General features: G+C 63.6%; 13 protein-coding genes. 7 read left to right on the top strand and 6 right to left on the bottom strand.

Translation table 11 applies throughout. The features are described 5' to 3' along the window. The 4 genes from ACTJK0_RS09690 to ACTJK0_RS09675 form a co-directional block, all read right to left on the bottom strand. Positions 1–897, bottom strand: a protein-coding gene (locus ACTJK0_RS09690; RefSeq protein ID WP_440744999.1) for an IS5 family transposase whose coding sequence is annotated in 2 segments (ribosomal slippage) — positions 1–545 and positions 547–897 — 896 coding nt annotated over the 2 segments. Because the reading frame shifts where the segments join, the coding sequence is not laid out codon by codon here. This gene is flagged as partial in the annotation. A 74-nt stretch (positions 898–971) separates the two neighbouring features. Continuing rightward, the gene (locus ACTJK0_RS09685; RefSeq protein WP_440744998.1) at positions 972–2,123 is read right to left on the bottom strand and encodes an FAD-dependent oxidoreductase; all 1,152 of its coding nucleotides are present in this window, start codon (positions 2,121–2,123) and stop codon (positions 972–974) included. Position 2,124: 1 nt separating this feature from the next. Further along, positions 2,125–2,820, bottom strand: a complete 696-nt coding sequence (locus ACTJK0_RS09680; RefSeq protein WP_440744997.1) for a class I SAM-dependent methyltransferase — start codon at positions 2,818–2,820, stop codon at positions 2,125–2,127. Positions 2,821–2,833: 13 nt separating this feature from the next. After that, positions 2,834–4,069 (bottom strand): type III polyketide synthase, encoded by a 1,236-nt coding sequence (locus tag ACTJK0_RS09675; protein WP_440744996.1) that lies wholly within the window; start codon positions 4,067–4,069, stop codon positions 2,834–2,836. Positions 4,070–4,634: 565 nt separating this feature from the next. Here ACTJK0_RS09675 and ACTJK0_RS09670 point away from each other — a divergent pair. After that, the gene (locus tag ACTJK0_RS09670) at positions 4,635–5,036 is read left to right on the top strand and encodes a DUF3054 domain-containing protein (RefSeq protein WP_440744995.1); all 402 of its coding nucleotides are present in this window, start codon (positions 4,635–4,637) and stop codon (positions 5,034–5,036) included. A 116-nt stretch (positions 5,037–5,152) separates the two neighbouring features. Beyond that, the gene (locus ACTJK0_RS09665; protein ID WP_043456257.1) at positions 5,153–5,434 is read left to right on the top strand and encodes an Lrp/AsnC family transcriptional regulator; all 282 of its coding nucleotides are present in this window, start codon (positions 5,153–5,155) and stop codon (positions 5,432–5,434) included. A gap of 30 nt (positions 5,435–5,464) precedes the next feature. On the opposite strand, the gene trpD is transcribed toward ACTJK0_RS09665, so the two are convergent. Continuing rightward, positions 5,465–6,520, bottom strand: coding sequence for an anthranilate phosphoribosyltransferase (gene trpD / locus ACTJK0_RS09660; RefSeq protein ID WP_110542980.1), 1,056 nt, complete (start codon positions 6,518–6,520; stop codon positions 5,465–5,467). A gap of 148 nt (positions 6,521–6,668) precedes the next feature. Here trpD and ctaE point away from each other — a divergent pair, with 148 nt between their 5' ends. From ctaE to qcrB, 4 genes are all read left to right on the top strand, one after another. After that, positions 6,669–7,307 (top strand): aa3-type cytochrome oxidase subunit III, encoded by a 639-nt coding sequence (ctaE, locus tag ACTJK0_RS09655; RefSeq protein WP_175318541.1) that lies wholly within the window; start codon positions 6,669–6,671, stop codon positions 7,305–7,307. An 86-nt stretch (positions 7,308–7,393) separates the two neighbouring features. Continuing rightward, on the top strand, positions 7,394–8,182 hold the full coding sequence (qcrC, locus tag ACTJK0_RS09650; RefSeq protein WP_110542979.1) for a cytochrome bc1 complex diheme cytochrome c subunit: 789 nt from the start codon (positions 7,394–7,396) through the stop codon (positions 8,180–8,182). A 99-nt stretch (positions 8,183–8,281) separates the two neighbouring features. Next, entirely contained in the window at positions 8,282–9,352 is a 1,071-nt protein-coding gene (qcrA, locus tag ACTJK0_RS09645; RefSeq protein WP_110542978.1) for a cytochrome bc1 complex Rieske iron-sulfur subunit, read from the top strand. Continuing rightward, on the top strand, positions 9,330–11,000 hold the full coding sequence (gene qcrB / locus ACTJK0_RS09640) for a cytochrome bc1 complex cytochrome b subunit (protein ID WP_440744994.1): 1,671 nt from the start codon (positions 9,330–9,332) through the stop codon (positions 10,998–11,000). Before qcrA ends, qcrB begins: the two co-directional genes overlap by 23 nt. 122 nt (positions 11,001–11,122) lie before the next feature. Here the strand turns inward: qcrB and ACTJK0_RS09635 are convergent, their stop codons facing one another. Beyond that, positions 11,123–11,893, bottom strand: coding sequence for a GntR family transcriptional regulator (locus ACTJK0_RS09635; protein WP_440744993.1), 771 nt, complete (start codon positions 11,891–11,893; stop codon positions 11,123–11,125). Positions 11,894–12,054: 161 nt separating this feature from the next. On the opposite strand from ACTJK0_RS09635, the gene ACTJK0_RS09630 reads away from it, so the two are divergent. Further along, the gene (locus ACTJK0_RS09630) at positions 12,055–12,348 is read left to right on the top strand and encodes an HPr family phosphocarrier protein (protein ID WP_110542975.1); all 294 of its coding nucleotides are present in this window, start codon (positions 12,055–12,057) and stop codon (positions 12,346–12,348) included. Positions 12,349–12,388 lie beyond the last annotated feature (40 nt).

Below are 12,388 nucleotides of genomic sequence, written 5' to 3'. Positions count from 1 at the left end.
TAGGGCGTGTCTCCTAAAGCTGTCAGCCAGATGCTGATTGCCCGGAGAACGGCTCCGCCGCGGTAGGTCAGGGCGAGTTTGTCGTAGCGGGTCGCCAGGGCACGCCATTGCTTGAAGATGTTGAAGTTCCGTTCGACGACGTTCCGGCCTTTGTAGTCCTCTTTGTCGAAGGCCGGAGGCCTGCCTCCGGTGGATCCTCGTCGCTTGCGGTGGCCGATCTGGTCGGATGGTTGCGGGATGACAGCGACGATGCCTCGATCCCGGAGCTGGGTTCGGATGGCCCTCGATGAGTAGGCCTTGTCTCCACGAACCCGGTCCGGGCGGGTACGTGGCCTGCCCGGACCGGCCCGGTTGACCTTCAACTGGTTCATCAGGTGGGCGAACATCGGCGCATCGCCGCCCTGTCCCGGCGCGACCAGCAGAACTAGGGGCCTGCCTTTGCCATCAACCAGGGCGTGGATCTTGGTACTCAGCCCGCCGCGCGACCGGCCAATGGCATGGTCGTCCGGTTCAGCACACAGATTCATGTAATTCGAGCCGGCCCCCTGTGGTGCGGGGAAGGTTCGTGCCGTGCTGGTGGGCACGGTTCACCGTCGAATCGACCGAGACCGACCAGTCCACTTCACCCTGAGAGTCCGCAACCGTCAGCAAAGCCGCCAGAATGCTGTCCCAAGTTCCGTCACCGCTATAGCGGCGGTGACGCTTCCAAATCGTCTGCCACGGACCGAACTCGCCAGGCACATCCCGCCACGCGATTCCGCACCGATACCGGTAAATGATGCCCTCGACCACCCGGCGGTCGTCCCGAAAAGGACGGCCCCGACGACCATCAGAGGACGGTAGCAACGGCTGGATGCGGGCCCACTGCCCATCAGTCAAAACAGAAGTACGAGACACTCATCAAGCATCCCGGCTTAACCAACCCGGGTTTAGGAGACACGCCCTAGCGCAGGATGACGGGTGCGTCGTGACTAGTGCATGGTGAAACGCCGCGCAACCCAACGGTTCACGGCGGGAACGGCTGCGGCCGCGCCTATTGCGGCCGTGCGCACTGACAAGAGCGGAGCGGGCAAAGGCCTGCCGAGCATCATGTTGACCTCAGCCTGCCGCCTGGCCATGACTGCAGCCTGCCTCCGCCGTTTCTCAAACTCCCGCAGCTGCCTGCCCACCGGCTGGCCTGCCAGCGCCGCACAGATCACGGGCACCACCTCAGCGGCATCCAGCCAGCCAAGGTTCATGCCCTGCCCACCGATGGGACTGATCTCATGGGCGGCATCGCCGAGGAGCACGGCCCGTCCGGCAACCGTCCGCCCGGCAAGAGCCGACCGCACGCTGAAGCCGCTCAGCATCGTATTGGTGGCCGCGTTCGGGAGGAATCCCGTGCGTCCCCGCACCAGGTCCGCAAGGTCGTCCGCCACTGCACCCGGGGGTGCCGGCCGGTCCAGCCGCACCACCCATCGGCGAACTCCGCCCGGCAGCGGAAAGGACTCAACGATTCCCTCCGGCTCAAGGAACAGGACAGCCTTCTCCCCGTAGTGGGTACATTCGTCGAAGTCGCCCATGAGGTAGTGGTCGGGGTACGTCCGCCCGGAGGCAGGGATCCCGAGGGCGTCGCGCAGCCCGGACCGGGCGCCGTCCGCCACCGCCAGCAACGCAGCGCCGGCGCTGCCGCTGCACCGGCCAGCGCCTGAGCCGGAGTCGAACGCCACGGTGACCCGGCCGCCGTCGTCCGTTACGCCGGTGACCTGTGCACCCCGGACGACCGCCCCCGGATCGAGTGCGCGGACCCGGTTCTCCAGGAGCTCTTCAGTTCGGAACTGTGGAAGCGCCAGCACGAACGGAAACTCCGTGGAGACGTCGTCGAAGGCCATCGTTCCCACGGTCTTTCCGCCGCTGACGGCCATGCCCGCCCTGATGTGGACGCCCTCCTGCACCATATCTGCTGCCACCTTGACGCCGGCGAGTGCCTTGAGCGCGGGAGGATGGATGCCTATGGCGCGGGTGTGCCGGTTCCGCGACTGCCGTTGCTCCAGGACTTTCACCGACACACCCTCCTGCAGGAGCGCGGCAGCAAGGTAAAGGCCTACGGGACCGCCGCCGGCGATCAGGACATCGGTTTCCATGTCAGCCCTTGCGGTACGTCAGGACTTGGTGGAAAACCAATGAGCGTTCCACGGACCAGCCCGGGGGAGCGGCCGCCGCCAACTCCACCGGCAGGTAGCTGCGGCGGATTGAGGTGAGGCCGTCTCCCCGGATGAACGAATGCCGGAACGGCAGCGCGGCCACGCCGAAAAGGGCAAACGCCACGGGGCTGCGGATGAGGTCGTTGTGCAGTGCTTTGCGGGCCGCCAGGATTTCCGAGTCGGCCAGAAGTTGGCGGAACTCGGCGGGCGCGAGGTGGTGCAGCACGTGGTTGGAGATTACGACGTCGAACACCGCCCCTTCCCGGACCAGGTCACTACTGTGCGCCTGGCGGAACTCCACGCCAGGCAGTGGTGGCCGTTGCCGGGCGAACCGGGCTGCCCGCGGATCAGGGTCGATGCCCAGGACCTGCATCGCTTTGCCATCCCGCGCGGCCCACCGGGCCAGCATCACAGCGAGGTCTCCGCCGCCGGAACCGATGTCCAGGACAGTCACGGGGCCACGGCCCGGTGACGTGATCGTCCGAAGCTCCCGGACGTACAGCCTCCGCCATCCCGACAGGACACGGTTGATGACGCCGAACTGGCGGTAGGTGTTGTCCAGAAGACGGGGATCGCAGTCGGGCCGATCCATTTCCTCGATGTCCCCGGCGGCACGCCGGCGAAGCAGGATTCCCATGTGCGGAACCCCGTCAGGCGACCGGCGCTTCAGCGGAGTCCCGGTCCTCGAGGGCCTCCAGATCTTGCGCCGCCAGGTCCTGGCCAGCGTTGCTCCGGCTGCCCGCCACTGCCTGGCGGAGTTTGGTGAACAGGCCGGTCTCCACGGTCAGGCCGGGGCCGAAGGCCATGGAGCAGATGCGCCCATCATCCTGCACGTCTTCCTGGACGGGTTGTTCCAGGATGTGCTTGAGGACGAACAACACCGTGGCGCTGCTCATGTTGCCATAGTTGCGCAGGACGTGGCGTGCGGGCACCAGTTGAGCGTCGCTGAGGCCCAGCCGGGACTGCACCTTGTCCAGGATGCTCCGGCCGCCCGGGTGGATGGCCCAGTGGGGGACGGCGGTGTAGGGGAGTGCCGCCAGTTCCGGCTCCTTGGCGAGGAGGGGCTTCAGGGCATCCACGATGTGGTCGTCAATGATGTGGGGCACGTAGTTGCCCAGCACCATCTCAAACCCGTTATCGCCAATGTTCCAGGCCATGGAGTCCTCACCGACCGGCGTCAGGACGGTCTCAAAGTGGTCCAGCGTCAGCAGGGCTGTTTCCTCCGAGCCTGGCCGGGCGGTGACGACGGCGGCCGCGGCACCGTCCGCGAACAGGGCCGAGCCCATGATGGTGTCCGGGTCATTGGAGGTGCGTACGTGCAGGGAGCACAGTTCGGCGCAGACAACCAGGACCACCGCGTTGGGGTCCGCCTCACAGAAGAGTTTCGCGGCACGAAGGGCCGGAAAGGCCGCGTAGCAGCCCATGAAACCAAGGTGGTACCGCTGGACGGCGGGGCTAAGGCCGAGTTCCCGCACCACCTTGTAATCGGGGCCAGGGTTGAAGAAACCGGTGCAGGAGACGGTGACGAGATGAGTTATGTCAAGTAAATCCAGTTCCGGCGCGGCCTGCAGGGCAGCGCGGGCAGCCCCCACGAAGAGCTTGGTGGCTTCCCGCGCGAAAATGTCATTCCGGACCTTGGTGCTCGGGTTCAGCAGCAGGCCGGATTCCTGGTCGTAGAACTGCGGGTTTTCCGCCCGGGACGTGTTGGTCAGTTCCTCGACGGCGGTGAACCGGGTATCGATCGCCGCACTGTCAAAACACGTATTGACCAGTCGTGAACCCAAACGCGACAAGCCTGGCTGGGCGGCAAAAACGTCGCGGGCTTCGGACTGGATCAGCTTTGTCGGTGGAACTGCTGTTTCGAGTGAACGCACGTAGACCGTCATTGCTTCATTCTTGACGGGGGCCTGAATAAAGACAATGGTCCTGTCGGGGTTTGACCAGCGGATTCGTCATGCTTCCAGGACCGGGATTGGATGTCCGCAGCACCCCATCCGGACTGCTCCCTAAAACGCCGATAATCTACATTATGTCAAGTAGAGTTGAAAGGGCTCCCGCATCTCTAGTGCCTGCGGCGTAACGACGCACCCACGACCGCGCCCGCTCCCAGCCCAAGGAAAGCGCCCCAGAACGGGGTGTGGAACAGCGCGAGGCCCAAACTGATTCCCAGGGCAGCACCAACCAGGCAGCAAATCCACAAGGCTTTGTTCACGCTGTCTCCGGTGGGAATGGCAATGGCTCAGGTCCTGCAGACATTACTCCATCACCCGCGGCAGCCTCAGGCTTAGCGGCGAAGCCTGACGGCCCGGGGGTGCACCGTGGAGAGGACCACGTCTGCGGTAATACCCGTCTACCCACGTGCCTAGCCGCTGAAAGCAAGCGCCACAAGCGCGATCATGGGCCCCTCTCCCCCGCGCAACCCTGCACCGGCAAGGCGGCTAAGCTCGAAACATGAGTTCCCTGAAAACGAAGCCAACGCCAACAGCATCCGCAGGAATTGTCCTGGCGGTGGCTGCGGCTGACTTCGTGCTGATCCTTGTCTTCGCCGCGATAGGGCGCGATGCGCACCACCGGGAGGAACCCGTCCTGGGTGTGCTGCTGACCGCCTGGCCCTTCCTCGCCGGTGCGGCTGCTGGATGGCTGGCCTCCGGGGCATGGCGCAGCCCCCTGTCCGTCATCCGCGCAGGCGTGCCGGTCTGGCTGGGCACGCTTGTGGTTGGCATGCTCCTGCGGGCATTGACCAACCAGACAGTTGTCCTGCCGTTTGTCATTGTGGCCACGTTGGCACTTGCGGTTTTCCTGCTCGGTTACCGCCTCCTGCTGGCCGGTGCAGCACGGCTGCGCCGTAGATAGCGCCGGGGATACAGGACGGGTGCAGCCAGGGACATGGGCGCCGTGTAATAGGGTTGGAAGCAGAGGAAAAACCTGCCGGGCCTTGCTGCGCCGGAACTGATCGAAGGGGTTCGAACGTGGTCACCGCATTTGTTCTGATCAAGACTGACGCCGCCCGCATTCCCGAGACGGCCGAGGAGATCTCTGCCATCGAAGGCATCAGCGAGGTCTACTCCGTCACCGGGGAATGGGACCTGATCGCGGTGGCGCGGGTCCACCGTCACGAGGACCTGGCGGACGTTATTGCGGACCGGCTCTCGAAGGTTCCCGCCGTGGTCCACACCACCACCCACATCGCCTTCCGCGCCTACTCACAGCACGACCTCGACGCCGCATTCTCGCTCGGCTTCGAGCAGTAACCTTCAGGCCCGCGGTCCCAGGCAGCTGATTCAGGCCCGGGACAGGGACACCCAACGGTCCAGGACCGCCGCGGCCGCACCGGAGTCGATCGAGTCCGCTGCACGCGCGAAGGCTTTCTGCATGCGGGCCAGGAACGGGCCCTCCGCTTCGCGGTCGAAGGACACCAGGCCAGCCGCTGCGTTCAGCAGGACCGCATCACGGGCCGGTCCCTCCTTCCCCGCGAGCACGTCCCGGACCACCCCGGCGTTGGCAGCCGCGTCGCCCCCGCGGAGCTGCTCAACAGTGGCCAGGCTGATGCCCAGGTCCTGCGGAGAGAAACGTAGTTCCTCCACGGCGCCGCCGCGGATTTCCCACACCGTGGAAGGCCCGGTTGTAGTGAGCTCGTCAAGTCCGTCGTTGCCACGGAACACCAGGCCCCTGCTCCCCCGGCGGGCCAGCACGCCCGCCACGAGGGGTGCCATCCGCGCATTGGCCACGCCCACCGCAGATGCCTGCACGTTGGCGGGGTTGGTGAGCGGTCCCAGGAAGTTGAACGCCGTCGGAATGGCGAGTTCGCGGCGGGGAACAGCGGTGTGGCGGAAAGACGGGTGGAACACCTGCGCGAAGCAGAACGTGATTCCCGCCTCCTCCGCGTTGCGTGCCACCTGGGCGATCGTCAGGTCGAGCCGTACACCAAGCGCTTCGAGTACGTCCGCGGAACCGGACGACGACGACGCGGCCCGGTTGCCGTGCTTGACCACCTTTGCGCCGGCGCCGGCAGCGACAAGAGCGGCCATGGTGGAGATGTTGACGGTGTTAAGTTGGTCACCACCGGTCCCGACGATGTCGAGTTTCTCGCCGGAAATCGCCACCGGGTTGGCATGGGCAAGCATCGCTTCAACCAGGCCCGACAGTTCATCCACCGTTTCTCCCTTGGCGCTCAGCGCCACCAGGAAACCGGCGATCTGCGCAGGCGTCGCCTCGCCGGACATGATGGTATCCATGGCCCAGGAGGTGTTCTCCGCCGTGAGGTCAGTGCCTTTGATCAGTGCGGAGATCAGGCGGGGCCAGGTGTTGCCGGGAGCTGCGGATGCCTGTGAAGTCACCTGCTGATGCTATCGAGGGATGGCAGGCGGTGACCAATGTGAACGGTGCCGGGAACTTTTCCCGGCAATTTCGCGTCTTTGTAGAAAAAGTCCCCCGAAAAGGCGGTTTGCGTTGGGCAGCACGGACTTTTACAGACATAATGTCTATGTGACATCTGCGACCCATGCCCCCAGTACCCCGGCGCACCCCACGCTGAACCGCCCCAACATGGTTTCTGTAGGAACCGTTGTGTGGCTGTCCAGCGAGTTGATGTTCTTCGCCGGTCTCTTTGCCATGTACTTCACGCTCCGCTCCACGAGTGGTCAGATGTGGGCCGAAGAGACAGCCAAGCTCAACTTCCCGTTTGCGCTCGTAAACACGATCGTCCTCGTGGCCAGTTCCTTCACTTGCCAGATGGGCGTGTTCGCTGCAGAGCGCCTGCAGCCCCGCCGCACCGGAGGTGCCCTGCAGTTCGCCCGCTGGGGAATGAACGAATGGTTCACCCTGACGTTCCTGATGGGAGCGTTCTTCGTGGCCGGCCAGACCACCGAGTACGCCATGCTGGTCTCCGAGCACGTCTCGCTCTCCTCCAACGCTTACGGCTCGGCCTTCTACATGACCACCGGCTTCCACGGCCTCCACGTCATCGGCGGCCTGATTGCCTTCCTGCTCATCATGGGCCGGTCCTTTGCGGCGAAGAAGTTCGGACATTTCGAAGCAACATCCGCGATCGTCACGTCTTACTACTGGCACTTCGTTGACGTCGTGTGGATTGGCCTCTTCCTGGTCATCTACGTACTCAAGTAGCCAGCTTTGATTCTTTTTCTACAAGAGGCAGAATTTCAGGTAGCGGCTCCCGGAGCCGGCGCAGGATCGAATAAAGGAACCACCACGTGAAGGCACTCTCACAAAAGCGGCGTCACCCACTTGCAGCAATAGCGCTGCTTCTGATGGGACTCCTCATCACGGGCGGGCTGTACACCGTGGCAACCTCGATGAATGAGGCCAAGGCGAGCACCACCACCGCAAGCGCAAGCGACGTCGAAGAGGGCGGCAAGCTGTTCGCCGCGAACTGCGCCACCTGCCATGGCATGGGCGCCAGCGGTTCCAAGGATGCTCCTTCACTGGTTGGTGTGGGTGCTGCCGCTGTTGACTTCCAGGTCGGAACCGGGCGCATGCCGATGCAGATGAACGGTCCCCAGGCCATGAAGAAGCCTGTCCAGTTCAATGACGAGCAGACCTCACAGCTTGCAGCTTACGTAGCTTCGCTGGGAGCCGGCCCGGCAATTCCTTCGGATGAGCTGACAAACGGTGGCGGCGACGCAGCAGCCGGTGGCGAGCTCTTCCGGACCAACTGCGCGATGTGCCACAACGCCGCCGCAGCCGGTGGCGCGCTCACCCAGGGCAAGTTCGCGCCTGCCCTCGCCGATGTCACCGGCAAGCACATCTACGAAGCCATGGCCACGGGCCCGCAGAACATGCCGGTGTTCAACGATGCGAACATCACGCCGGAAGGCAAGAAGGACATCATCACCTTCCTGAAGCAGATCGAGACCACCGGTTCGCCGGGCGGCGCCGACCTGGGTTCGCTTGGCCCGGTAGCCGAGGGCCTGTTCGTCTGGGTGGCCGGTCTTGGCATCATCATCGCCTTCACCATCTGGCTCACGTCCAGGACCTCCTGACGCTCCGCAGGACGCACAAAACTTCTGCTGCCCAGTCAGCAGCTTGATATTAGAAACTAACCCGGCAACAGCCGGGACGAGAGAAGGATGAGGCGAATTATGGGCAACCATAGTGACGGCAGTCCGAACCACTCGGGCACCGTAGCTACGGCTGGTCAGAATGAGGTGGAGAAGTTCCAGGACCCTGGAATTCCCCCGCATCGTTTGCGCCTGGCTGACACGGACCCGAAGGCCGCAAAGCGGGCAGAACGGCAGGTCGCCTTACTATTTGGCATTTCTGTTGTTGGCACCCTGATCTTCCTGGTGGCGTACTTCGCCATCGACCTGGGTAATGATTCCAGCATTGCCACCATCCGGCTCCAGAACGCCCTGCTCGGCATAGGCACCGCCTTCGCCATGCTGGGTATCGGTACCGGCATCGTGCACTGGGCCAAGGCCCTGATGCCCGACCACGAGGTCTCCGAGGAACGGCACGCCATCCGCTACGAAGAGGACCGCCAGGCTGCTGTCCGCATCGTCGATGACATTGTGGAAGAAACGGGCATCAAGCGCCGCCCGCTGATCCGCAACACTCTCCTCGGTGCTGTCGCCCTGGCGCCGCTCCCCGCCGTCGCCATTTTCGGTGACCTGGGACCCCGCCCTGACGACAAGCTCGCACACACCATGTGGGCCCCGCAGGACGGCAAGCTGAAGCGCCTTACCCGGGACCCCGACGGAACTCCCATCAAGGCCTCGGATGTCACCATCGGTTCCGCCTTCCACGTCATCCCCGAGGGGCTGAACGAGCTCCAGGAGGGCAAGCTCAACGAGAAGGCAAAAGCCGTTGTGCTGCTCATGCGCCTCGATCCCGAATCGCTGCACCCCTCCAAGGGCCGCGAAGACTGGGGCTACAACGGCATCGTTGCCTACTCGAAGATCTGCACCCACGTCGGTTGCCCGGTTGCTCTGTATGAGCAGCAGACGCACCACCTGCTGTGCCCGTGCCACCAGTCCACCTTCGACCTCACGCAGGAATGCAAGGTGATCTTCGGCCCCGCCAGCCGCCCTCTCCCCCAGCTGCCCATCGCAGTTGATGACCAGGGCTACCTCGTCGCTACCAGCGACTTCCATGAACCCGTAGGACCAAGTTACTGGGAGCGTGATGAGCATGAGCGCGACATCAACAGCTGAACCCGCTTTCGTTGCCAAAACCAAGACCGGACGGTTTACCGACTTTGTCGATTCCCGTGTCGGCGGCTCCGGAATCCTTCGGGAATTCGGCCGTAAAGTCTTCCCCGACCATTGGTCATTCATGTTCGGTGAAGTGGCGCTGTACTCCTTCGTCATCCTGTTGCTCTCGGGCACCTTCCTGACGTTCTTTTTCGACCCGTCCATGGCTGAAACGCACTACGACGGCGGCTACGTGCCGCTGAAGGGCGTGGAGATGTCTGTGGCTTACAGCTCATCGCTGAACATCTCCTTTGATGTCCGCGGCGGTCTGTTCATGCGCCAGGTGCACCACTGGGCAGCGCTGCTGTTCGTAGCGTCGGTTGCAGTACACATGCTGAGGGTCTTCTTCACCGGCGCCTTCCGCCGCCCGCGCGAAATGAACTGGGTCGTGGGCTGCGTCCTGCTGATCCTGGCCATGGCGGCCGGGTTCACCGGTTACTCACTCCCGGATGACCTCCTGTCCGGCAACGGCCTGCGCATCATCGATGGTGTTATCAAGTCGATTCCGATTATCGGAACGTACATTTCGTTCTTCCTTTTTGGTGGCGAATTCCCGGGAACTGCCATCATCAGCCGCCTCTACATGCTGCACATCCTGCTGGTGCCGGCACTGATCCTGCTGATGATTGTCATGCACCTGTTCATGGTGGTTGTCCACAAGCACACGCAGTACCCCGGCCCCGGACGCAATGACAACAACGTCGTCGGATACCCCCTCGGTCCTGTCTACGCAGCGAAGGCCGGTGGATTCTTCTTCATCGTCTTCGGTGTGATCGCCCTGATGGCCGCGTTCTTCACCATCAACCCGATCTGGAATTACGGCCCGTACGATCCCTCCCCTGTGTCGGCCGGTACCCAGCCTGACTGGTACATCGGCTTCGTCGACGGTGCCCTGCGCCTGATGCCCGGCAACCCATTCGGCTGGCACGTTGAGCAGGTTTGGTTCGGACACGTCTTCACGTTCAACGTGCTGCTGCCGGCACTGGTACCCGCCGGCATCCTGTTCACCGTGATGTTCACCTACCCGTGGATCGAGCGCTGGGTAACCAAGGACGACCGTGAGCACCACGTCCTGGACCGTCCCCGCAACGCCCCCACCCGGACCGCCATCGGCATGGCAGGGTTCGTCTGGTACTGCGTCATGTGGGCCGCTGCAGGTTCCGACCTCATCGCAACGCACTTCCACGTATCGCTGAACGACGTCACCTACTGGCTGCGGGCATTGTTCTTTGTGGGACCGGTCATCGCCTTCATCGTGACCAAGCGTGTAGCCCTTGCGCTGCAGCGCAAGGACCGCGAGATCGCCCTGCACGGACGTGAAACCGGCCGTATTGTTCGGCTCCCCCACGGTGAATTCATCGAGGTCCATGCTCCGCTGGACGAGTACAAGCGCTACAAACTGGTGGGCTTCGAGTCGCCCCAGGTCCTCCCCGCTGAGCCAAACGAGCACGGTGTGGTGACCAGCAAGGAAAAGCGCCGCGCCTTCCTCTCCCGCTGGTTCTTCGAGGACCGGGTCGCCCCGGCAACCCCCGCTGAGCTGGCAGCCGCACACGGCCACGGCCACGAGGCTGTGGAAGCGGCAGAAGGCAGCAAGAGCCTGACGCACTAGGTTCAGCTGCCAGAACGCAGAAAGGCCCGATCCATAATGGATCGGGCCTTTCTGCGTTTCCGGCGTTCGCAGCAGCACCTAAACGGTACAGCCGGCCCTGGAGCCGGTGAGAAGGGCGAGGGTCAGTGGCTGCGTGACCGTCTTGCTCCCGGGCGCTGCAGGGGCACCCACAGCTTGTACCGGTCAGCACGGTAGTACGAGACCGAGTAGTCAACCATGGCCCGCGCCACAAATGCATGCCGTTGGATTTTCAGAAGCGGCGCCCCCACCTCCACGTTCAGCAGCCTTGCTGTTGACGGCGACGCTGCGGTGGCCTCAATCATGTCCTCCCCCCATTCCATCACCAGCCCGAACTGTTCGCTGAGGACGTTGTACAGGGATGTCGGCGGCTCCCCATCAAGCAGGCCCGGCACCCTGTGTGCAGGGATGAAGTTTTCATCCACGCTCATGGGCTCGCCGTCTGCAAGGAGGAGCCGGCGGAACCGCACCAGCGGGGTGCCTTCATCCAGCTGGAGTTCCCGGGCCAGGAAAGCGCTGGCGCCAATCTGCTCGAAACTGAGGACTTTTGCCGCAGGCACCATGCCGCGGCGCTGCATCTCTTCACTGTAGGACGTCAGTTTTACCTGCAGATCGACCTTCGGCCGGCGGACAAACGTGCCAAGCCCCACCACCCTCTCGATGACCTCCTCCCCCACCAGGGCGTCGATGGCCTGGCGGACCGTCATCCGGGCAAGGCCGAACCGCTCGGCCAGATCCCGTTCAGAGGGGAGGGCCGATCCCGGCGGGCATGACTGGGCGATGTAGGTGCGAAGGATCTCGCGAAGCTGGACGTAGATTGCGGTTCCGCTGGTGCGGTCAATGTCCCCCGCGATCGCACTGGCGCCACCTGCCATGGTCTTTTCTCCTCCGTCGGTTGCTGACTCAATTTTAGGACGGTCTAGACCAGTAGGCTGACCACTTCCTCTTTCGTCCTGTGAAAGAAGGTCCAGCTATATTTATCTCTGGAATTTTGCGAACAGACGGATGGGGGCCGTCACCCGAAGAAGGAGTCCCTTTGCCAATTCAGAAGGCCGTGGTGGCAGCCGCGGTGGGCCTGCATGCGCGTCCGGCCGCAGCATTCGTCCGCGCCGTCACTGACACGGGACTTCCGGTCACAATCAGCAAGGCTGGCGCCGGCAAGGTGGACGCCCGGTCCCTGCTGCAGGTTATGATCGCCGATTTCCCCCAGGGCTGCGAAGTGGAACTTGCCATCAGCGACAACGCCGTGGACGACGCTCTGGGACGCAAAAAGGCGGAGGATGCCCTCCGCCGCCTTGGGCGCCTTTTGGAGGCGCAGGCGGACTCCTAGGAGGTCTTTAAAGCACATAACGACGTCGGGCCCCACCATG

Origin of the sequence: Paenarthrobacter sp. 22069, from assembly GCF_052046035.1 — a bacterium.
Taxonomy (GTDB): Bacteria; Actinomycetota; Actinomycetes; order Actinomycetales; family Micrococcaceae; genus Arthrobacter.
This window is presented reverse-complemented; position numbering and strand designations above follow the sequence as displayed.